The 19,945-nt window shown below is 66.2% G+C and carries 20 protein-coding genes; 13 read left to right on the forward strand and 7 right to left on the reverse strand.

Features of this window, described 5'->3' with window-relative positions; all coding sequences use genetic code 11:
- Window positions 1-35 precede the first annotated feature (35 nt).
- From ABIA42_RS02920 to ABIA42_RS02930, 3 genes are read left to right on the forward strand one after another with little or no spacing between them, the layout of a single operon-like run.
- Window positions 36-533 (forward strand): (2Fe-2S)-binding protein, encoded by a 498-nt coding sequence (locus ABIA42_RS02920; protein WP_370115649.1) that lies wholly within the window; start codon window positions 36-38, stop codon window positions 531-533.
- A complete protein-coding gene (locus ABIA42_RS02925) occupies window positions 530-1,585 on the forward strand; it encodes a xanthine dehydrogenase family protein subunit M (protein WP_370115647.1) in 1,056 nt (351 codons plus the stop codon). The genes ABIA42_RS02920 and ABIA42_RS02925 overlap by 4 nt, the downstream gene beginning before the upstream one ends.
- Window positions 1,578-3,839, forward strand: coding sequence for a xanthine dehydrogenase family protein molybdopterin-binding subunit (locus tag ABIA42_RS02930; RefSeq protein ID WP_370115645.1), 2,262 nt, complete (start codon window positions 1,578-1,580; stop codon window positions 3,837-3,839). The genes ABIA42_RS02925 and ABIA42_RS02930 overlap by 8 nt, the downstream gene beginning before the upstream one ends.
- A gap of 42 nt (window positions 3,840-3,881) precedes the next feature.
- On the opposite strand, the gene ABIA42_RS02935 is transcribed toward ABIA42_RS02930, so the two are convergent.
- Window positions 3,882-4,034, reverse strand: a complete 153-nt coding sequence (locus tag ABIA42_RS02935) for a hypothetical protein (protein ID WP_370115643.1) — start codon at window positions 4,032-4,034, stop codon at window positions 3,882-3,884.
- A gap of 186 nt (window positions 4,035-4,220) precedes the next feature.
- Window positions 4,221-4,769 carry a cupin domain-containing protein gene (locus ABIA42_RS02940; RefSeq protein WP_028180135.1) on the reverse strand — a complete coding sequence of 183 codons (549 nt, stop codon included), beginning with the start codon at window positions 4,767-4,769 and terminating at the stop codon, window positions 4,221-4,223.
- A gap of 148 nt (window positions 4,770-4,917) precedes the next feature.
- Here ABIA42_RS02940 and ABIA42_RS02945 point away from each other — a divergent pair, with 148 nt between their 5' ends.
- Both ABIA42_RS02945 and ABIA42_RS02950 read left to right on the forward strand, forming a co-directional pair.
- Window positions 4,918-6,246, forward strand: coding sequence for an aspartate aminotransferase family protein (locus ABIA42_RS02945; RefSeq protein ID WP_370115641.1), 1,329 nt, complete (start codon window positions 4,918-4,920; stop codon window positions 6,244-6,246).
- A gap of 70 nt (window positions 6,247-6,316) precedes the next feature.
- Complete coding sequence (locus ABIA42_RS02950; protein ID WP_370115639.1) at window positions 6,317-7,582, forward strand: D-amino acid dehydrogenase; 1,266 nt, start codon at window positions 6,317-6,319, stop codon at window positions 7,580-7,582.
- Window positions 7,583-7,700: 118 nt separating this feature from the next.
- Here ABIA42_RS02950 and ABIA42_RS02955 read toward each other — a convergent pair whose 3' ends face one another.
- Entirely contained in the window at window positions 7,701-8,339 is a 639-nt protein-coding gene (locus tag ABIA42_RS02955) for a helix-turn-helix domain-containing protein (RefSeq protein WP_370115637.1), read from the reverse strand.
- A gap of 179 nt (window positions 8,340-8,518) precedes the next feature.
- Here ABIA42_RS02955 and ABIA42_RS02960 point away from each other — a divergent pair, with 179 nt between their 5' ends.
- From ABIA42_RS02960 to ABIA42_RS02975, 4 genes are read left to right on the forward strand one after another with little or no spacing between them, the layout of a single operon-like run.
- Entirely contained in the window at window positions 8,519-9,277 is a 759-nt protein-coding gene (locus ABIA42_RS02960; protein WP_370115635.1) for an ABC transporter substrate-binding protein, read from the forward strand.
- Between the two features lie 24 nt (window positions 9,278-9,301).
- On the forward strand, window positions 9,302-9,955 hold the full coding sequence (locus ABIA42_RS02965; RefSeq protein WP_061879382.1) for an amino acid ABC transporter permease: 654 nt from the start codon (window positions 9,302-9,304) through the stop codon (window positions 9,953-9,955).
- Window positions 9,952-10,683 (forward strand): amino acid ABC transporter ATP-binding protein, encoded by a 732-nt coding sequence (locus ABIA42_RS02970; protein WP_271526879.1) that lies wholly within the window; start codon window positions 9,952-9,954, stop codon window positions 10,681-10,683. Before ABIA42_RS02965 ends, ABIA42_RS02970 begins: the two co-directional genes overlap by 4 nt.
- A 12-nt stretch (window positions 10,684-10,695) precedes the next feature.
- Window positions 10,696-11,979, forward strand: a complete 1,284-nt coding sequence (locus ABIA42_RS02975; protein WP_370115632.1) for an NAD(P)/FAD-dependent oxidoreductase — start codon at window positions 10,696-10,698, stop codon at window positions 11,977-11,979.
- Window positions 11,980-12,033: 54 nt separating this feature from the next.
- On the opposite strand, the gene ABIA42_RS02980 is transcribed toward ABIA42_RS02975, so the two are convergent.
- Window positions 12,034-12,258, reverse strand: coding sequence for a hypothetical protein (locus ABIA42_RS02980; protein WP_370115630.1), 225 nt, complete (start codon window positions 12,256-12,258; stop codon window positions 12,034-12,036).
- A gap of 158 nt (window positions 12,259-12,416) precedes the next feature.
- Window positions 12,417-14,006 carry a gamma-glutamyltransferase family protein gene (locus tag ABIA42_RS02985; protein WP_370115628.1) on the reverse strand — a complete coding sequence of 530 codons (1,590 nt, stop codon included), beginning with the start codon at window positions 14,004-14,006 and terminating at the stop codon, window positions 12,417-12,419.
- Between the two features lie 141 nt (window positions 14,007-14,147).
- Between ABIA42_RS02985 and ABIA42_RS02990 the strand changes: the two genes are divergently transcribed.
- Window positions 14,148-14,921, forward strand: coding sequence for an enoyl-CoA hydratase-related protein (locus ABIA42_RS02990; RefSeq protein WP_370115626.1), 774 nt, complete (start codon window positions 14,148-14,150; stop codon window positions 14,919-14,921).
- 151 nt (window positions 14,922-15,072) lie between these two features.
- On the opposite strand, the gene ABIA42_RS02995 is transcribed toward ABIA42_RS02990, so the two are convergent.
- Both ABIA42_RS02995 and ABIA42_RS03000 read right to left on the reverse strand, forming a co-directional pair.
- A complete protein-coding gene (locus ABIA42_RS02995) occupies window positions 15,073-15,249 on the reverse strand; it encodes a hypothetical protein (protein WP_271526875.1) in 177 nt (58 codons plus the stop codon).
- Between the two features lie 9 nt (window positions 15,250-15,258).
- Window positions 15,259-15,492, reverse strand: a complete 234-nt coding sequence (locus ABIA42_RS03000) for a hypothetical protein (RefSeq protein ID WP_028180145.1) — start codon at window positions 15,490-15,492, stop codon at window positions 15,259-15,261.
- Between the two features lie 204 nt (window positions 15,493-15,696).
- Here ABIA42_RS03000 and ABIA42_RS03005 point away from each other — a divergent pair, with 204 nt between their 5' ends.
- The 3 genes from ABIA42_RS03005 (at window position 15,697) to ABIA42_RS03015 (ending at window position 19,825) form a co-directional block, all read left to right on the forward strand.
- Complete coding sequence (locus ABIA42_RS03005) at window positions 15,697-17,769, forward strand: sorbosone dehydrogenase family protein (protein WP_370115624.1); 2,073 nt, start codon at window positions 15,697-15,699, stop codon at window positions 17,767-17,769.
- Window positions 17,726-18,667, forward strand: a complete 942-nt coding sequence (locus ABIA42_RS03010) for an SMP-30/gluconolactonase/LRE family protein (protein ID WP_370115622.1) — start codon at window positions 17,726-17,728, stop codon at window positions 18,665-18,667. The genes ABIA42_RS03005 and ABIA42_RS03010 overlap by 44 nt, the downstream gene beginning before the upstream one ends.
- 132 nt (window positions 18,668-18,799) lie before the next feature.
- Window positions 18,800-19,825 (forward strand): histone deacetylase family protein, encoded by a 1,026-nt coding sequence (locus ABIA42_RS03015; protein WP_370115620.1) that lies wholly within the window; start codon window positions 18,800-18,802, stop codon window positions 19,823-19,825.
- Window positions 19,826-19,945: the final 120 nt, after the last annotated feature.

Consider the following 19,945-nt stretch of genomic DNA (forward strand, 5'->3'; position numbering starts at 1 on the left):
CGATGATTCATGTCCATATCTGATCGGAGCCTTGTATGAACCACTCCATCAGCCTCACCGTGAACGGTGCGCGGCGCGAATTCGTCCTCGACGATCCACGTGTCACGCTGCTCGATCTCCTGCGTGAGCGCCTCCATCTGACCGGAACCAAGAAGGGATGCGACCGCGGTCAGTGCGGCGCCTGCACCATCCTCGTCGACGGCAAGCGCATCAATTCCTGCCTCGCGCTCGCCATCAGCCACGACGGCGCCGACATCCTCACCATCGAAGGCGTCGCGCGCGGCGACCAGCTTCATCCCGTGCAGGCCGCCTTCATCGCCCATGACGGCTTTCAATGCGGCTTCTGCACGCCCGGCCAGATCATGAGCGCCATCGGCATGATGAGCGAGGCGCAGGCCGGCAAAGATCCCGAACGCATCCGCGAATGCATGAGCGGCAATCTCTGCCGCTGCGGCGCCTATGCCGGCATCGTCGATGCGGTGCTGGAGGCGCAAGGACATATGGACGAATCCAATCAGAGGCGCTCCGCATGAAGCCGTTCGATTATGTCAGGCCCGCCACGGTCGCAGAGGCCGTTGCCGCCGCCGCTCTGCCGGGCGCCGTTTTTCTTGCCGCCGGCACCAACCTGCTCGACCTCATGAAAGGCGGCGTCAGCCGTCCGGACCGGTTGGTCGACGTCACGCATCTCGACGGGCTCGATCAAATCGAGACCCTCGCCGACGGGTCATTGCGCATCGGTGCGCTGGTGAGCAACGCCGATCTCGCGCACTATGCGGACTTTGCAAGATCCTATCCCGCCGTCGCCGAGGCCCTGCTCTCCGGCGCGTCGGCTCAGTTGCGCAATGCCGCAACCGTCGGCGGCAATCTGCTGCAGCGGACACGCTGCGCGTATTTCTACGACACCGCCAGCCGCTGCAACAAGCGCGAGGCCGGTAGCGGCTGCGACGCCCGCGACGGCGAGAACCGCAGCCATGCCGTGCTCGGCTGGAGCGAGAACTGCATCGCCACGCATCCGTCCGACTTCGGCGTGCCGCTGGTCGCGCTCGACGCCGTCGTCGAGATCGAGGGCAGGGGCGGCCGGCGTGAGATCGCGCTGGATCAACTGCATCGCCTGCCCGACGATACGCCCGAGCGTGACTCCGTGCTTGAACCCGGAGACCTCATCGTCGCCGTGCGTCTGCCGCCCGCCGCGCGCGGCTTTGCCGCGCACGCGCGCTATCTCAAGGTCCGCGAGCGCATGTCCTATGCTTTCGCCGTGGTATCGGCCGCAGCTGCGCTGCGGATCGAGAACGGCAAGATCGCGGAGGCGCGGCTTGCACTCGGTGGTGTCGCCGCAAAGCCCTGGCGCGCCCGTGCCGCGGAGGATGTGCTCAGGAACGTTGCGCCCACGGCAGACGCGTTCCAGGAGGCGGCCTGGCGGGCGCTCGCCGACGCAAAACCGTCCGGCGACAATGCCTTCAAGATCGAGCTTGCGCGCCGCATCGTCGTGCGCGCGCTGCTACTCGCCGCCGCCGGCACGCCTGCGCGTATCCCCGCGCTGCCGGCTTCTCCCTTTGCCGCGACTTCCGGAGCCATCCATGCCTGAGCTCAACCTGACCAGCGCGCCCGCCCATCTGCGGCACGGCTCGAATATCGGCCAGCCGCTGACCCGTCGTGACGGCGTCCTCAAGGTCACGGGGCGGGCGACCTATGCCGCCGACAACCATCCGCCCGGGATGCTGTTCGCGGTGGTGGCCGTCTCGAGTGTTGCGCGCGGCCGCGTGGCCTCGCTCGACGTCGCCGCCGCAAAGCGCCATCCCGGCGTCGTCGACGTCATGACGCCGGACCACAAGCCGGAGCTCGCGATCGATCCGGAGATCAAGACCAATCCGTTCGTGTTCCGGATGGAAGCGTTGCAGAGCAACGAAGTCCGTTACGCCAACCAGCCCATCGCGGTCGTGATCGCGGAAACGCTGGAGGCCGCAACGGAAGGCGCGGCGCTGCTGGCGCCTCGCTACGAGACCCTGCCTCCGCTGGTCGGCCTCGATGCCGGCGAGAGCTTCGTGCCGCCGGTCGTTGGTGTCGGTAACCCCGCGGAGCATCACCACGGCGATATCGAGGCGGGGCTCGCCTCAGCCGCGAAGCTGATCGACGCGACTTACGAGACGCCGCCGCAATATCACAACGCGATGGAGCCGCATGCGATCGTGGTTCAATGGGATGGCGACAAGCTGTCCGTGGACATGCCGACTCAAGGTCTGATGCTGTCGCTGGCGCGCATTGCCGAACTGTTCGGCATCGCGCACGACAAGATCCACATTCGCAGTCCCTTCCTCGGGGGCGGCTTCGGCTCCAAGGGGCTGATGGGCGGTCCGCCGGTTCTCGGTATCATGGCGGCGAAGCTGGTGGGCAAGCCGGTCAAGCTCGTGCTGCGCCGTGAGCAGATGTACGGCCCGGTCGGTCATCGCGCACCGACCCGGCAGCGACTGCGCATCGGCGCCGATGGCGAGGGGCGTTTGACCGCGCTCGATCACCATGCGCGGACCGTGTCGAGCACGTTCGACGATTTCTACGAGCCGGCCGCTGACGCCTCGCACACGCTCTATGCGGCGCCTGCGATCCGCACCTCGCACGATGCCGTGCGCGTCAGTACCGGAACGCCGTTGTTCATGCGCGCGCCCGGCGAGGCGACCGGCTCGATCGCGCTCGAGAGCGCGATCGACGAGATGGCCTGGGCCTGCGGCATGGATCCGCTGGCCTTCCGCCTCAAGAACTACGCCGAGGTCGAGCCGATCACCGGCAAGCCGTTCTCTTCAAAAGCCCTGCGTGCCTGTTACGAGCAGGGGGCCGCGCGGTTCGGCTGGGCGAAGCGGTCGCTCCAGCCGCGACAGATGCGTGACGATGCCGGCCTGCTGGTCGGCTGGGGCATGGGCACGGCGACTTTCCCCGCGCTGATGTTCCAGGCCGAAGCCCGGGCGGCGATCCGCCGCGACGGCACCGGCGTGATGGAGATCGGTGCGCACGACATGGGGCAGGGCGCCTGGACGGCGCTCGCCCAGATCGCGGCCGACGGTCTCGGCCTCGATGTCGACCGCGTCGAGTTCAAGGCGGGGACATCCGACCTGCCGGATGCCGGCATCGCCGGTGGCTCGGCGCACACGGCCACCGCCGGTGCCGCGATCCACAGTGCCGGAGCGGCCGTGATTGCCAGGCTTGCCGATCTCGCCACCAATGACGAACGCTCGCCGCTGTTCGGTGCCGGCAATGCCGGCGTGATCGCGCGCGATGGCAGGCTGATCCGTCGTGACGACGAGAGCCGCGGCGAGAGCTATCCCGAGATCCTCGCGCGCGCCGGTGTCGCCGAGGTCGAGGCGCGCGGCACCGGCGCGCCGAACCCTGCCGCGATGGAGGAATATGCGATGCACGCCCACGGCGCGGTGTTCGCGGAAGTGAAGGTCGATCCCGATCTCGGCCAGGTCCGCGTCACCCGCATGGTCGGCGCCTTCGCGGCCGGGCGCATCGTCAATCCGCGCATGGTTCAGAGCCAGCTGTTCGGCGGCATGATCTGGGGCATGTCGTTCGCGCTGCACGAGGAGGCCATCACCGACCGGCGCAGCGGACGGATCATGAACGCCAATCTCGGTGAGTACCACATCCCGGTGAATGCCGACGTGCCGCCGCTCGACGTGATCACGGTCGAGGAGCACGATCCGCATGTGAATGCGCTCGGCATCAAGGGCGTCGGCGAGATCGGTATCACCGGCAGCGCCGGCGCGGTCGCCAACGCGGTCTGGCACGCGACCGGCGTGCGCGTTCGCCGCTTTCCGATCCGGATCGAGGAGTTGCTGACGCAGCGTTGAGACAAAAGGCGGGGCGAGATCCTCTCGCTCCGCCGCGTCTCGTTAATGCAGCTTTTTCCGGAGCGCCTTGAGCGCCTCTCGCTGCTCCTCGATGTAGTCGGCGATGGCCTTGCGCAGCTCGCGCGAATGGAGCTTGTCGGCGTCGCGCTGGACTTCGTCGAGCGCGGCTTCTGCATTGGCGAGCGTGATCTTCATCTGCGAGCCTTGTTACGAAGCGGCCCCGGTGTGCCTGGGACTCCGGGCGATAACCTCAGCACCTCTTGCGCCAGGCTGCTCGGCTATGGTTCGCAATATATAGCGGTGCGGCTCCGGGAAATTGAGATGGCTCAAGCTCCGTAAGAAACCGGTGACCCCGTAGGAGTCCGGATATTTTACCGCGCTTCAAAACGTCGGCGGCGTGCAGGCCGAGATCACTTCGCAGGGCTTGCCGCCGACGCAGCGGAAGCGATGCGGCCGGCGGCTCTCGAAATAATAGGCATCGCCCGGGTTGAGGATGCGGCGCTCGTCCTCGACGGTGACCTCGAGCTTGCCCGAGATCACGATGCCGCCTTCCTCGCCCTCATGGACGAGGTGGACGCGGCCGGTGTCGCTGCCCGGTTCGTAGCGTTCCTTCAGGATCTGCAGGCTGCGGCCGAACAGATTGTCGCCGACCTGCCGATAGGAGATCGGCTTCTTGCCGACCTCAGTCAGTTCTTCGGCACGGTAGAAGATCTTGCGCCTCGATTCCGGCTCCAGCGCGAAGAACTCGGCGAGCCCCATCGGGATGCCGTCGAGGATGCGCTTGAGCGCCCCGACCGAGGGGTTCATCTGGTTGGATTCGATCAGCGAGATCGTCGAATTGGTGACGCCGGCGCGCTTGGCGAGTTCGCGCTGCGACAGCTTGTGGCGCGCCCGGATGAATCGCAGCCGTCCACCGATGTCGACGCTCATGCCCCTGGCCCCTGTTGCAGGTGTTGCGGATCGCGCAAATATGGACCGGAGGGACCAGTCAAATCAATGGCTTGCAGGTCACCAGAAAAGGACTTGTTGCGGTTCCGAAACCGTGGCTCAGCTATGGGGTCAGCAAAGGAGCGCGGCCGTGACCCTTCATCAGATTCCGAACACCATCAAGACCGATTCGTACTGGATGCCGTTCACGGCCAACCGGCAGTTCAAGAAATCGCCGCGTCTGTTCTCCTCGGCCGAGGGCATGTACTACACCAGCGTCGACGGCCGCCAGGTGATCGACGGCTCCGCTGGCCTCTGGTGCGTCAATGCCGGCCACGGCCGCAAGCAGATCGCCGCCGCCGTCGAGCGCCAGCTGATGACGCTGGACTTCGCGCCGTCGTTCCAGATGGGCCATCCGCTGGCGTTCGACTTCGCCGAGCGGCTCGCCGAGATCGCGCCGAAGGGCCTCGACCGCGTCTTCTTCACCAACTCCGGCTCCGAGTCGGTCGACACCGCGCTCAAGATCGCGCTCGCCTATCACCGCGCCAACGGCCAGGCGAGCCGCACCCGCCTGATCGGCCGCGAGCGCGGCTATCACGGCGTCGGCTTCGGCGGCACCTCGGTCGGCGGCATGGTCGCCAACCGCCGTGCCTTCACCACCCTGCTGCCGGGCGTCGATCACATCCGCCACACCCATGATCTCACCCGCAACGCCTTCGCCAAGGACCTGCCCGAGCATGGCGCCGAGCTCGCCGACGATCTCGAGCGTCTGGTCGCCCTGCACGGCGCGGAGACGATCGCCGCCGTCATCGTCGAGCCGGTGCCGGGTTCGACCGCGGTGCTGCCGCCGCCGAAGAACTATCTGCAGCGCCTGCGCGCGATCTGCGACAAGCACGGCATCCTGCTGATCTTCGACGAGGTCATCACCGGCTTCGGCCGCCTCGGCACGCCGTTCGCCGCCAACTTCTTCGGCGTCACGCCGGACCTGATGACGACCGCCAAGGGCATCACTAACGGCACCGTGCCCTGCGGCGCAGTGTTCGCGAGCCGCAAGGTGTACGACGGCATGATGACCGGCCCGGAGAACCAGATCGAGCTGTTCCACGGCTACACCTATTCGGCGCATCCGGTGGCGTGCGCCGCGGGCATCGCGACCCTCGACATCTACAAGAACGAAGGCCTGCTCACGCGCGGTGCCTCGCTCGCCGAATACTGGCGCGATGCGCTGCATTCGCTGAAGGGCCTGCCGAACGTCGTCGACATCCGCAATTGCGGCCTGATGGGTGCCGTCGAGCTGGCGCCGCGCGACGGCGTGGTCGGCGCACGCGGCTACGACATGCTGGTCGATTGCTTCAACAACGGCCTCTACCTTCGCACCGGCGGCGACTCCGTCGCGATGTCACCCCCGCTCATCGTCGAGAAGAGCCACATCGACCAGATGGTCTCGATCCTCGGCGACGCCATCAAGCGGGTGGCCTGATAATTGCTCTCGCCGTTGCGAGTTGTTTCCTTGCAGCGGCGAGCGTGATGCCGCGGGAGTTTGACGAAGCGTGAAAGTTCTGATCCTCGGCAGCGGTGTCATCGGTGTCACCTCTGCCTACTACCTCGCACGTGCCGGCCACGACGTGACGGTCGTCGACCGCCAGCCGGAGCCGGCACTGGAGACCTCTTTCGCCAATGCCGGCGAGGTGTCGCCCGGCTATTCCTCGCCCTGGGCCGGTCCCGGCGTGCCGGTGAAGGCGGTCAAGTGGCTCTTGATGAAGCACGGCCCGCTGGTGATCCGGCCGAAGCTCGATCCCGTGATGTGGGTCTGGCTGCTCAAGATGCTGCGCAACTGCACCAGCGCGCGCTACGCGGTCAACAAGAGCCGGATGATTCCGATCGCGGAATACAGCCGCGATTGCCTGCGCGACCTGCGCCGCGACATCGGCATTCAATATGACGACCGCGCGCAGGGCACGCTGCAGCTGTTCCGCTACCAGGCGCAACTCGACAGCACGGCTGAGGACATCGCCGTGCTCAAGCAATACGGCGTGCCCTTCGAGGTGCTGAGCCGCGAGGGCTGCATCGCGGTCGAGCCGGCGCTCGGCGGCGTAAAGGAGAAGTTCGTCGGCGGCCTTCGCCTGCCGCAGGACGAGACCGGCGACTGCCACATGTTCACGCAGTCGCTCGCCAAGCACGCCGAGGCGCTCGGCGTGCGCTTCATGTTCAACACCGGCATCGATCGCATCGTCACCGACGGCGCCCGCGTCAGCGGCGTCGCGACCAGCGCCGGCCTGTTGCAGGCGGACGCTTACGTGCTCGCGCTCGGCAGCTGGTCGTCGCGGCTCGTCGCGCCGCTCGGCATCTCGCTGCCGGTCTATCCGGTGAAGGGCTATTCGATCACGGTGCCGATCAAGGACGCCTCCGGCGCGCCGGAATCGACCGTGATGGACGAGAGCTACAAGGTCGCGATCACCCGCCTCGGCGATCGCATCCGCGTCGGCGGCACCGCGGAAATCTCGGGCTTCTCGGACAAGCTCTACGATGCGCGCCGCGCCACGCTCGATCATTCGCTGACGGACCTGTTCCCGCGCGGCGGCGATCTCGCCAAGGCGACGTTCTGGAGCGGTCTGCGCCCGATGACGCCGGACGGCCCGCCGGTGATCGGCCCGACCCAATACGCCAATCTCCACCTCAACACCGGCCACGGCACGCTGGGCTGGACCATGTCCTGCGGTTCGGGCCGCGTGCTCGCCGACATGCTGTCGGGCAAGAAGCCCGACATCGACGTCAGCGCGCTGACGGTGGATCGGTACAATCATCGGTTCGGGTGATTGACGCTGTCATTCCGGGGCGATGCGAAGCATCGAACCCGGAATCTCGAGATTCTCAGGTGCGCAATTGCGCACCATAGTTCGCCTTCGGCGCCCCGGAATGACGGAAAATCAGGCGCTATCCCGCTCCCGTCACGCAATTCACCCACAGCACCACGGACTTCGCGTCGTTCGCCGGATTTGAAAACCGGTGCGGCCTTCGGCTCGCGAAGCGAAAACTGTCACCCGTCTTCAGCGACCACGTCTCGCTGTCGACCGTCAGCATCATCTCGCCTTCGAGCACGAGGCCGGCTTCCTCGCCGTCATGGGTGTTGAGCTCGTCCCCGGTGGAGCCGCCGGGCTCCAGATGCACCAGGAACAGGTTGAGCTTGTTGTCGGCGCTGGCCGGGCTCAGCAGCTGTTTTGATACGCCGGTGCGCCAGAGCTTCAACTCCGGCCGTTGCAGGCCGCGCGTCACCACCTGGTCGGATGCGCCGTCGGCGCGCGGGCTCGCGCCGAACAGAGCGGCGATGCCGACGCCGAGCACGTCGGCGAGCGTTGCCAGCACGCGCAGCGACGGCGACGACAGCCCGCGCTCGATCTGGCTGAGAAAGCCGATCGACAGGTCCGTGCGCGCGGCGACCGTCTCCAGCGAGAATTGCCGGACCCGCCGCAGATCCCTGATGCGGCGGCCGACGGCGACGTCCATCGCCGGCTCGGCCGGCTTGGCGACGGCCTTCACCTTCCTGGCCGGCTTTGCGGCGGCCGGTTTGCGCATTCTTTTGCCACCGCTCACGTCAAACCGCTTCCTTCATGTGCATGAAAACCGCTTGCATCGTCCGCGAAAGTGTGACCAAATTTTCATATTGGTGAAAATAGGCCGAAATGGCTTGGCTCGCAACGTCTGATCACGACATGCGCGAGCGCCGCCACCGGCCGGGCCCAAAGGGGGATGCGATGAAGCGTTTTGGTCTGGCCGCGATCGCGGCGCTCGCAATTGCAGCCGCGATGCCGGCTTCGGCGCAACAGGTGCTGAAGGTCGGCTCGACGCCGACGGGCATTCCCTTCACCTTCCTCGACACCAAGACCAACACCATCCAGGGCATCATGGTCGATCTCATCACCGAGGTCGGCAAGGATGCCGGCTTCAACGTGCAGATCGAGCCGATGCAGTTCTCGGCCCTGATCCCGTCGCTGACCTCGAGCAAGATCGACATCATCGCGGCTGCGATGTTCATCACGCCGCCGCGCAAGGAGGTCGTCGACTTCTCCGACCCGATCTACAGCTACGGCGAGGGCCTCGTGGTGCCGAAGACCGACACAAAGGCTTACGCCACGCAGGACGATCTGAAAGGCGCGACGGTCGGCGCCCAGGTCGGCACCGCCTTTGTCGACGCGCTGAAGAAATCCGGCCTGTTCGCCGAGGTGAAGGCCTACGACACCATTCCCGACATCCTGCGCGACGTGAACACCGGCCGCCTCAAGGCCGGCTACGCCGACTATCCGATCCTCGCCTACAATCTGAAGCAGGGCGGCTTCCCCGAGGTGCGCCTCGTCGACGGCTACAAGCCCGTCACGGTCGGCTCGGTCGGCATCGGCGTGCGCAAGGGCGAGACTGCGCTGCTCGGCAAGATCAACGCCTCGCTCGCGAAGCTCAAGGCCAACGGCACCATCGACAAGATCCTGGATAAATGGGGCCTGAAGGCCCAGGGCTGATAACGGCTCACCGAAGGCTGCCCGATGAAAGGCTTCTGGCACGACGCCGTCGAGTTCTTCCCGATCCTGATGAACGGCGTCGCGCTGACGATCGTCGTCACGATCGGCTCGCTGCTACTCTCGACGGTGCTCGGCCTCGTCTGGGCGATGATGCGGGTCTCCGGCATCAAGGCGCTGTCGATGCTCAGCGCCAGCCTGATCAACGTGATCCGCGGCATCCCGATCATCGTGCTGTTGTTCTACCTTTACTTCGTGATGCCCGATCTCGGCGTCACGCTGTCTGCCTTGCAGGCCGCGATCCTCGGGCTCGGCATCGCCTATTCGGCCTACCAGGCCGAGAATTTCCGCGCCGGCATCGAGGCGATCGACAAGGGCCAGATCGAGGCGGCGCAGTCGATCGGCATGGGCTGGTGGCTCACCATGCGCCGCGTGGTGCTGCCGCAGGCCGTGCGCATCGTGCTGCCGCCCTACGGCAACGTCATGATCATGATGCTGAAGGACTCTTCGCAGGCCTCGACCATCACGGTCGCCGAGCTCGCGCTGCAAGGCAAGCTGATCGCGTCCTCGACCTTCAAGAACACCAGCGTATTCACGCTCGTGGCGCTGATGTATCTCACCATGAGCATCCCGCTGATCCTGCTGGTCCGTCACTTCGAGAAGCGGGCCGGCAAGCGATGATCGAGCTGAGCGACGTCCACAAGAGCTTTGGCAAGGTCGAGGTGCTCAAGGGCATCACGGCCTCCGTCCAGAAGGGCGAGGTGGTCTGCATCATCGGCCCCTCCGGCTCCGGCAAGTCCACCATCCTGCGCTGCATCAACGGACTGGAGAGCTATGACCGCGGCGAGATCAGCGTCGAAGGGCTGAAGGTCGACCGCGACGCGCCGTCGATCGTGGACATCCGCACCCAGGTCTCGATGGTGTTTCAGCGCTTCAATCTGTTCCCACACCGCACGGCGCTGGAGAACGTGGTCGAGGGACCGCTCTATGTGAAGAAAGAGCAGCGCGCGCAGGCGCTCGAGCGCGGCCGAACGCTGCTCGCCCAGGTCGGGCTCGCGGAAAAGGCCGATGCGCATCCGCCGCAGCTCTCCGGCGGCCAGCAGCAGCGCGTTGCGATCGCGCGGGCGCTCGCGATGCAGCCCAAGGCCATCCTGTTCGACGAGCCGACCTCGGCGCTCGATCCCGAGCTCGTCGGCGACGTGCTCGGCGTCATGCGCAAGCTCGCCGACGACGGCATGACCATGGTCGTCGTCACCCACGAGATGGGCTTTGCCCGCGACGTCGCCGACCGCGTGCTGTTCATCGACGGCGGCGTCATCGTCGAGCAGGGGCCGGCCAAGGCGCTGCTCAACCAACCCCAGCACCCGCGCACGCAGGATTTCCTGCGCCGCGTGCTGCATCCGCTCTGATCGGTCTTCGCCATGACGCGTCTGCCTTTGCCGCCCTCGCTCTATGCCGACACCGCCGTCGCACCGGTGGCCACGCCGCCGCTCGACGTCGACAAGAGCGTCTCGGTCGCGATCATCGGCGGCGGCTACACCGGCCTCTCCACCGCGTTGCATCTCGCCGAGCAGGGCGTCGAGGCGCTGGTGCTGGAGGCGCAGGAGCCGGGCTGGGGCGCGTCCGGCAACAATGGCGGCCACACCAATCCCGGGCTGAAGCACGACCCCGATCAGATCGAAGCCGATTTCGGCGCGGACCTCGGTCGCCGCATGATCGAGTTCGCCTACGGCACCACGAACTTCACGCATGAGCTGATCCGCCGTTATCAAATTCCTTGCGAGGCGCGGCAGAACGGGACGCTGCGCGCGGCCTATCACGAGGCGAGCGCTGCGGCGATCGAGAGGACCGCGCAGCAATGCATCCGCCGTGGCATGCCGGTTCAATATCTGAACCGCGAGCAGCTCCGCGAGATGACCGGCACCGACCGCTACATTGGCGCCATGCTGGACGCGCGCGGCGGCGATCTGCATCCCCTCAGTTACGCGCGCGGCCTCGCGCGCGCGGCCATCTCCGCCGGCGCAAAGGTCTTTGGCGAGACACCGGCATTGTCGCTGCGCCGCGACGGCACGCGCTGGCGCATCGAGACGCCGCGCGCGGTGGTGCACGCGGAAAAGGTGCTGCTCGCCACCAACGGCTTCACCGACGATCTCTGGCCGGCGCTCCGCCGCACCATCGTGCCGGTGTTCTCCTCGATCGCCGCCACCGCGCCGCTCTCCGACGAGGTCGCCCGTTCGATCATGCCGACGCGTCCCGTCCTCTACGAGAGCGGCCACATCACCGTCTACTACCGCATCGACCAGCAGAACCGTCTCTTGATGGGCGGCCGCGGCCCGATGCGCTGGATCAAGTCGCCGTATGACGTCGCCTATCTCATCCGTTATGCCGAGCGGCTTTGGCCGCAGCTCAAGGGCGCTTCCTGGACCCATGGCTGGAACAGCCGGCTCGCCATCACCAAGGATCATTATCCGCACGTGCACGAGCCCGCGGAGAGCGTGCTGATCTCGCTCGGCTGCAACGGTCGTGGCGTCGCGCTCTCGACCGCGATGGGCGCGCAGCTCGCGCGCCGGCTGATCGGCGGGCCGAAGGTGGAAATCGACATGCCGATCACCGGCATCAAGCCGATCCCGATGCACGCATTCTGGCCGGTCGGCGTGACGACCGCAGTGATTGCGGGCCGCGTGCGGGACCGGCTCGGCATTTGAAGAAAGGCGCCGCCCGGTTTCGGGCGACGCCTTGCAGGAGTTGCAGAGCGGGCGTCAGCAGCGGCCCTGTTTCCACAGGCCGGGCGGACACCCCATGCCGCGCCAGCCAACCTTGCGTCCGTGGTGCCATCCAGGCGGCGTGCCATGATAATGATGGCCCATTGCTCGGCCGTGGCCGTGACCATGTCCATGGCCGTGTCCACCCTTTGCAGCCGCGGGGCCGGCAAACGTAAGGCCGGCCGCAACGATCAGCGACGCGGCGAGCGCAAGTTTCTTCATCGTGTCCTCCAGTGGGGCGAGCGCATTTGTCCGTTCAGTGAACGAACCGCGCGCAGCTAGGTTGCCTGCAAATGCGGAGGAGTCGTGACGCTCGCGGAGATACGCAATCGTGCGAGCGCACAACGCGCGCTGGCACGATCTTGCATCGATCCGCGCGTTCAGCCTTCCGTCACCGCGTCGGCCCAGGGCTGAAAGATCTCGACCGCGCCAAAATTCGTGTCGCCCTCGCGCATCACAACGCTCGGGCAGGCGAATTTCTGCGGCAACGTCTGCACGCGACTCTCTTCATAGTCGAAGCGCGCGGCGAGCGTCTTGCGTACGTCCGCCGGCAGGCGGGCGTCGCCGATCACGATCGCGCCCTCGCTGGCGTCAATGCGCGGCTGATGGATGGCAGCGTCGAGGTCCATGCCGTAATCCATCGCAAAGGACACGAGCTGCATCACCGACGGCAGGATGCGGCGGCCGCCGGAGGCACCGACGGCGAGGCGCTTGCCATCCTTCGTCTCGGCGATGACGGGCGTGTAGTTGCAAAGGCAGCGCTTGCCGGGTGCCAGCGAGTTGGTGGTGCCCGGCGTCGGATCGAACCACATGATGCCGTTGTTCATGGTGATACCGGTATGCGGTGTCACATATCGCGAGCCGAACGACGAGAGCAGCGTCTGCGTCACCGCGGCGATGTTGCCGTGTCGGTCGACCACCGAGAAATGCGTGGTACAGGCCGGCGCCAGATATTCGGCGCCGAGCGAGCGCTTGCCGTCGGCATCGCCCATGTCCTTGAGCCGCTCGCGGAAGGCTGCTTGCAAGGCGAGTGCATATTCGACATAGGCGGCCGCATCCGGCGCGCTTGCCGGCTTCAGGCTCTGCTGCAACAGGCGCAGCGCGTGCGCCATGGTGGGCCCGGCCGTGAGCTCAGGCGTCGCGTACACCTTGCCGTCGCGATAGGGGATCGCCAGCGGCGCGCGCGGGTGGGCACGGAAGGCGGCGAGATCCTCCACGGACAACGAACCGCCGTCGGCCTTGATGTCGGAAGCGAGGCTCCTGGCGAGATCGCCCTGGTAGAAGTCGCGCGGTCCGGCTTCGGCGAGATGCGACAGCGTCGCCTTCAGCGAGTCCTGCGGCAGCCGCGTCTCGGACTTGATGCCCCATGGCGCGCTCGGCGGCAGGCCGTTCTTCAGGTACGCCGCTGCGCTGGCCGGATAGCGCCTGAGATCGGCGGCCGAGCCGGCGATCGTCACCGTGGTCCACCAATCGACCAGCAGGCCTTCGCCGGCGAGCGCGGCAGCCGGCGCGACCAGATCCTTCCACGGCATCTTTGCGTAGCGCCGATGCGCCTCTTCCATTCCGGCAACGACGCCGGGGACGGCAATCGAGCCGGGACCATGGATGTTGCGATCATCCTTCACCCGCGACCAGGGAAACAGGTCGGACGCCGCGCCTTCGCCACTGAGTGGATAGTCGGCGGCGCGCAGGCTCTGCGGCGCGCACATGCCGTAGTCGATCACCTCGGTGCGATTCTCCTTGGCACGGTAGAGCACCATCGCACCACCGCCGCCGATACCGCTATTCCAGGGCTCCAGCACATTCAGGGCAAAAGTGGTCGCGACGATCGCGTCGACGCAGTCGCCACCCGCGGCCAGCACCTGCGCCCCGACTTCAGCTGCCCGTCGCGATTGCGAGGCGACGATGCCGCCCTTGGATGTGACGGCAGGTTTGCGGACGGTTTGGTTGAGGCTGAACTGATGAGGCATGATGTCGTCTTGATCTCTGGATTCGGTGGTCTTGCGTCAGCCGTCTTGCGTGGCTGCGTTGAATGCGAGGCTCCGCAATTGGCGGAGCGCGCGGACCATGGCACATTGCGGCCAACGAGAACATCAAAAGGGAGGAGCGACATGGCTGGTGTGAAACAGGCGCGGGATGGCGCGGTCGGGATCTTGACCCTCGACGAGCCGGCGAGCCTGAACGCAATGACGCCGGACCTGCTCGGCGCGCTCGCCGCCGCCCTCGCCGAGATGACGAAGGACGAGGACGTCCGCGCCCTCATCCTGACCGGGGCCGGGCGCGGCTTCTGCTCGGGCCAGAACCTGAAGGCTTCAGAGGCGCTCGGCGAGGATATCGCCGCCGGCGTCATGCGCTTCTACTGGCCGGCCTTCAACGCCTTGCGCGAGTGCCGCGTGCCCGTCGTGGTCGCCGTCAATGGCGTGGCGGCCGGCGGCGGCTTCAGTCTGGCGATGGCCGGCGACATGATCGTCGCGGCGCGGTCGGCGAGCTTCATCCAGGTGTTCAGCCGCATCGCGCTGGTGCCCGATCTCGGCTCGACCTGGCTGCTGCCGCGGCTGGTCGGCCGGCAGCGCGCGCTCGAGCTTATGCTGCTGAACGAGCCGCTGACGGCGGACCGCGCCCAGGAGATCGGCCTGGTGCGGCAGGTCGTCGATGATGCCAAGCTGATGGACGAGGCGTTGGGTCTCGCCCGCCGCCTCGCCGAGGGACCGACGCGCGCCTTGGTGACAACGCGCGCGCTGGTCGAGGAGAGCGAGCATGCGACCTACGAGGCGCAGTTCCGCCGCGAGATCGAACTTCAGGCCACGATCCGCAAGAGCGCGGACGCCATCGAAGGCCGCAATGCCTTCATCGAGAAGCGCAAGGCGAAGTTTACGGGGCGGTGAGGTAGGGAAGCGCTTCCCCGGGGCTCATCATGGCCGGGCTTGTCCCGGCCATCCACGTTCCTTCGTGGTGGCCAAGACGTGGATACCCGGTACAAGCCCGGGCATGACGAGTGGAGAGAACGATCTGTTCTAGGAAAGCAGTGGACGGTGCTCACAGCGAGCGGTCCAGCCGGCTCGCCTGATGCTTGGCGTGCCATTTCGGGCCGGGCCCGCGCATGTAGTGCAGCTCGGGGCGGTAGGGGTTGCCCGCGACGCGGATCAGCGTCTGCCATTTGGTGGTGACGAAGGTCAGGGGCTGGCGGAGCAGGTTCAGTGACGACAGCAACATGGCATCACCTCAATGCGGCTTGCCGAGAATGGCGGTGAACGGGAGATCGAAAATCTCCTCGCCGTCATCGTCGCTGATATGGATGACCCAGTCGCGCCAGTCTTCGGCACCGGGCGTCTGGATCATCGAGTTCATGATCTGGGCGGCGCGGTCGCGCGCCTCGGTCAGATTGGCGACGACGGCCCCGTAGCGGTCGATCAGCGTGCCCTCGGTGTTGGAGCAGTGAAAATAGACCTGGACCATGAACGCCTCCTGTAGAAAGCGATTGGGATGGCATATCGATACCACCCCAGGCATTCGCGAAACATTCGGGCCGAGCCCGGTAAGGGAATCTACGGAGGTTGGTCGCCGCGGAAGCCGCTACAGGTTTCATCACAGGCGGGTGATGATCAACTGGACGGCGTTCCGGCGACATGGAACAAGTTTTCCGGGAAAGTCGGGGGCACCGTGAACCAGTTCACATTCCTGAGCGAACGCCGAAGCTTGCGCGTGTTTGCGGCGGCCGTCGCCGGAGCGCTGCTCGCCTCAGCGCCGGCTTCTTCCGAACCGATCAGGAAGAGCGGCTATGCGATCGGCACGGACATTTGCGGCAGCGGCGATCTCGCTTTTTCCAGAATCCAGATCGACATGAAGGCGGGATTCTGCGCCGGGCTCGTCGCCAGCGAAGAGGATCATCTCAAATTTCCGCGTTCGATCGTCCAGGTGCCCGGACGCGACCTGTTCGTCGTGGCCGACATGGGCGGCTGGGGTCATGCCGATGGACGGCTGCTGCTGCTCGACCCGCACGCGCGACAGGACCAGCGTTTCAAGGAGCTGCTGACCGGAATCGAGTATCCGTTCGGCCTCGTCATCGGCCCGCAGAAGAAGCTCTACGCCTCGACCGCGGAGACGATCTTCCGGTTCGATCCGCTTGCGGAGAATCCACCGAGCACGGTGGAGACCATCATCCGTCACATGCCCGGCCGGCGGATCACGCTGCCGGATGGCACCAGGCTCGACGAGAGCGCGCACCCGCTCAAGCAGTTCGTGTTCGACAGGACCGGCCGGCTGTTCGTCAATGTCGGCTCGCACAGCGACGACTGCGTCACACCCTCGCCGATCATAAAGCCCTGTGCGCCCGCCGAAGGCGCCTCCGCGCTGGCATCGATCTGGCTCTTCACGCCGCCGGCAGGCGGCGTCTTTCCGGCATTGAAGCCGAACGATCCCGACCCGCCGCACACCGTCTATGCGCGCGGCCTGCGCAATTCGATGGCGCTGGTGCTGCACCCGATGTTCCCGGACGCCGGCTACGCCTTCCTGCAGGGCGAGAATGGTCGCGATCTGCCTGACATCTTCAAGCCGAACGAGGAGATCAACGCGATCGAGCAGGGCCGGCACTATGGCTGGCCCTATTGCTACGACCTGTCGACGCCGAGTCCCGAATTCAGGCTCGTGCTGCAATCGGGGATTTATAAATCGCTCTGCACGGCCAATGCGCTCTACAAGGCGCCGTTCTCGCTGCTGCCGCCGCACGGCGCGCCGCTCGCGATGCTGTACTATCACGGCGGCAAATTCCCGGAACTCGAAGGCAAGCTGCTGGTCGGCCTGCACGGCTATCGCCCGACCGGCAGCCGCCTGCTCGTCTATGACGTCGACGATCACGGCTTCCCCAAACCTGCCCCGGCGCCGGTGCGCTATCAGGTGAGTTGCGCAGCCGACCCGACCCGCAGCTTCCAGACCGATGCCGGCGAGGTCGCCGCTGCGCCGTTCCAGGAGCTGATTGCAGGTTGGCACCGCGTCAATGGCGCGCGGCCGCAAGGTGCGCCGGTCGGCATGACGGTTGCCGAGGACGGCGCGATCTGGCTGGTCGAAGACAAGAACAAGACCGTGATCCGCATTGATCGCGCCACGGGCGATGCGCCTCAGCCGCTGCCCTGCGACATGCGCAGCCAGGCCATGATCGACCGGCTCGCGGCCTTCGTCGCCAGGGACACGCAGAACAGCGCCCGGCTCACCACGCTGCGCAAGGGCCTCGTCGAGAAGCATTGTGTCGGCTGTCACTCCGATTTCGGTCTGGCGCCGGGTCAAGCGGAGACGGAGAGGGACGGGGCCGTGCTGCGCTTCATGCTGTCGCAAGACGGCTGGATCTATCCGGGCGATCCCGACGCCGGCAAGCTGCGCACGCGCCTGCGCGGCCTGGGCGCGGAGAAGCTGATGCCGCCGGGCGGCGAGAGCCTGCCGAAGACCGAGCCCGGCTACAAACGTCTGCTGGATGCGGCGGATTTTCTCGTCGCGAACATGGTTCCGGGCACGCGGATGCGGATCAAGTCGGGTCCGCCGCAGCGCAAGTTCTACGGCAGGACGAACAAGGAATGCGGCGAAATACCGGCCGCCAAGGTCGTCGTCGTGACACAAAGGAGCGCTGTAGACAAACCTGGCTTCAGCCGATTCTTCCGGCCGGCCGATCCCTATCTGAACGGCGAGTGCACCGACGGCGATGGCTATTACATCCGGCAGGAATTTCTGGTGCCTGTGCGGTAGCGTTCTTCTCGTCATTGCGACCGCGTCCGCCCGGGCCGAGACCAGGCTGTTCGAAAGCGTGCAGGCGACGCCTGCGGGAGAATACACGTTCGGCATCGAAGGGCCCGCCGCCGACATCGACGGCAACCTCTACGTGGTCAATCTCGGCAAGCCCGGCACCATCGGCAGGCTGCCGGCCGGCGGCGCGGCGTCGGAGCCGTTCACCGTGCTTCCCGAAGGCAGTGTCGGCAACGCCATCCGTTTCGATCGGAACGGCACCATGTTCATTGCCGACTACAAGAAGCACAATATCCTCGCGATCCCGAAGGGCGCGACCAGGCCGGCCGTCTGGTTTCACTCCGAGGAGATGAACCAGCCCAACGACATCACCATCGCCCGCGACGGCACGATTTATGCGAGCGATCCGAACTGGAAGGGCCGCCAAGGATACGTCTGGCGCATCGCGAAGGGAGCCGACGGTACGGTGCAGGGCCAAATCATGGCTGCGCCGCGCGCGATGGGCACCACCAACGGCATCGATCTCAGCCCGGACGGCAAGACGCTCTATGTCGGCGAATCCAGCAGCGGCCAGATCTGGTCCTATGCGATCAGCGGCAACGAGCTCACCGGCGCAAGACTCGTCAAGTCGTTTCAGCCCGACACCGTCGACGGTCTGCGCACCGACGTTGCCGGCCGTCTCTATGTCGCGCGCATTCTCAAAGGCACGATCGCGCTGATGAAACCCAGTGGCGCCGTCGAGCGGGAGATCGCGCTGAAGGGCAAGGAGCCGACCAACCTCGCCTTCGGCGGCAGCGACGGCAAGACCGTCTTCGTCACCCAGCGCCAGGGTGGCTATATCGAGTCCTTCCGCACCGACCAGCAGGGGCGCGAGCACTGCCTCCAGCGCGGGCGTTGCTGAGCGTCACGGGCGATCTGCTTCCGGCGCAGAGCCGCGCGATAGATGCGGCATTCTTCTTGCTTGCATCGGGCGGTCGCAGGCATCAAGACATCTGTGGCACCCCTTAAGAGCATGCGACCACGGAGTTTTCGAGTGAAAGCCGTCCATACCGAGCTGCACCGCAGCCACGATCCGCAATTCTTCCTGGTTCGCGGTGTCGTCAAGCGCACCACCGAGCAGCCCGAGCGCGCCGACCGCCTGCTCAAGGGATTGAAGGACGGCAAGCATCAGCTGGTCGAGCCGACCAGGTTCGGGCAGGGGCCGCGCGCGCGCGTTCACAGTCCGGAATATCTGTCGTTCCTGAGCGAAGCCTGGGACGCCTGGACGGCGCTCGGCGATTCCGGCCCGGAGATGATCGGCAACATCCATCCGGTGCGCCATGCCGCGACCTATCCCACACACATCGTCGGCAAGCTCGGCTGGCATACCGCCGACACCGCGGCGCCGATCGGGCCGGGCACGTGGGCGGCCGCCTGTGCCGCGACCGATGTCGCAGTCACGGCGGCGCAGATGGTGATGGACGGCGAGGACACGACCTACGCGCTGTGCCGTCCGCCCGGCCATCACGCCTATCGCGACATGGCCGGCGGCTTCTGCTTCCTCAACAACAGCGCGATCGCTGCCGCGCATCTGCGGCAGAAGCACGAGCGTGTCGTGATCCTCGACGTCGATGTCCATCACGGCAACGGCACGCAAGGCATTTTTTACGCCCGGCCCGACGTCTACACGATCTCGATCCATGCCGACCCCGTCGCGTATTATCCCTACGTGTGGGGCTACGCGCATGAGCGTGGGGAAGGCCCCGGTCTCGGCACCAATCTCAACATTCCCCTCGCCATCGGCACCGGCGATGACGGCTACATCCAGGCGCTGGACCTCGCGCGCAAGGCGATCGAGTCGTTTGCGCCGGGCGCCCTCGTCATCGCGCTCGGTCTCGATGCCTCCGAGCACGATCCACTGAAGGGACTGGCCGTCACCACGCCCGGCTTCCGCCGCATCGGCCAGGCCATCGCGAGGATGGGCCTGCCGACCGTGTTCGTGCAGGAGGGCGGTTATCTCTCGGATATCCTCGGCGCGAATCTGACTTCGGTGCTGGCAGGATTCGAAGAGGCGCGGTAAGGCGTCCGCCTCTCCCCGTGCATGCGGTCGGGAAATCACCCCTCCGCCCTCAATGAAGGTCGTCATGCCCGGGCTTGTCCCGGGCATCCACGTTCTCTGGTCAATGCGGCGATGCGTGGA

The sequence above is a fragment of the Bradyrhizobium sp. USDA 327 genome, from assembly GCF_041262065.1.
Classification (GTDB): Bacteria; Pseudomonadota; Alphaproteobacteria; order Rhizobiales; family Xanthobacteraceae; genus Bradyrhizobium; species Bradyrhizobium liaoningense.

Excerpts from the sequence above, each read along its gene's own strand:
- ABIA42_RS02920 (WP_370115649.1), top strand. The coding sequence starts at position 36 with ATGAACCACTCCATCAGCCTCACCGTGAACGGTGCGCGGCGCGAATTC.
- ABIA42_RS02940 (WP_028180135.1), bottom strand. The coding sequence starts at position 4,769 with ATGAGCGTCGACATCGGTGGACGGCTGCGATTCATCCGGGCGCGCCAC.
- ABIA42_RS02965 (WP_061879382.1), top strand. The coding sequence starts at position 9,302 with ATGAAAGGCTTCTGGCACGACGCCGTCGAGTTCTTCCCGATCCTGATG.
- ABIA42_RS02995 (WP_271526875.1), bottom strand. The coding sequence starts at position 15,249 with ATGTTGCTGTCGTCACTGAACCTGCTCCGCCAGCCCCTGACCTTCGTC.
- ABIA42_RS02980 (WP_370115630.1), bottom strand. The coding sequence starts at position 12,258 with ATGAAGAAACTTGCGCTCGCCGCGTCGCTGATCGTTGCGGCCGGCCTT.
- ABIA42_RS02935 (WP_370115643.1), bottom strand. The coding sequence starts at position 4,034 with ATGAAGATCACGCTCGCCAATGCAGAAGCCGCGCTCGACGAAGTCCAG.
- ABIA42_RS02970 (WP_271526879.1), top strand. The coding sequence starts at position 9,952 with ATGATCGAGCTGAGCGACGTCCACAAGAGCTTTGGCAAGGTCGAGGTG.
- ABIA42_RS02990 (WP_370115626.1), top strand. The coding sequence starts at position 14,148 with ATGGCTGGTGTGAAACAGGCGCGGGATGGCGCGGTCGGGATCTTGACC.
- ABIA42_RS03000 (WP_028180145.1), bottom strand. The coding sequence starts at position 15,492 with ATGGTCCAGGTCTATTTTCACTGCTCCAACACCGAGGGCACGCTGATC.
- ABIA42_RS02960 (WP_370115635.1), top strand. The coding sequence starts at position 8,519 with ATGAAGCGTTTTGGTCTGGCCGCGATCGCGGCGCTCGCAATTGCAGCC.
- ABIA42_RS02925 (WP_370115647.1), top strand. The coding sequence starts at position 530 with ATGAAGCCGTTCGATTATGTCAGGCCCGCCACGGTCGCAGAGGCCGTT.
- ABIA42_RS02985 (WP_370115628.1), bottom strand. The coding sequence starts at position 14,006 with ATGCCTCATCAGTTCAGCCTCAACCAAACCGTCCGCAAACCTGCCGTC.
- ABIA42_RS02930 (WP_370115645.1), top strand. The coding sequence starts at position 1,578 with ATGCCTGAGCTCAACCTGACCAGCGCGCCCGCCCATCTGCGGCACGGC.
- ABIA42_RS02955 (WP_370115637.1), bottom strand. The coding sequence starts at position 8,339 with ATGCGCAAACCGGCCGCCGCAAAGCCGGCCAGGAAGGTGAAGGCCGTC.
- ABIA42_RS03010 (WP_370115622.1), top strand. The coding sequence starts at position 17,726 with ATGGCTATTACATCCGGCAGGAATTTCTGGTGCCTGTGCGGTAGCGTT.
- ABIA42_RS02975 (WP_370115632.1), top strand. The coding sequence starts at position 10,696 with ATGACGCGTCTGCCTTTGCCGCCCTCGCTCTATGCCGACACCGCCGTC.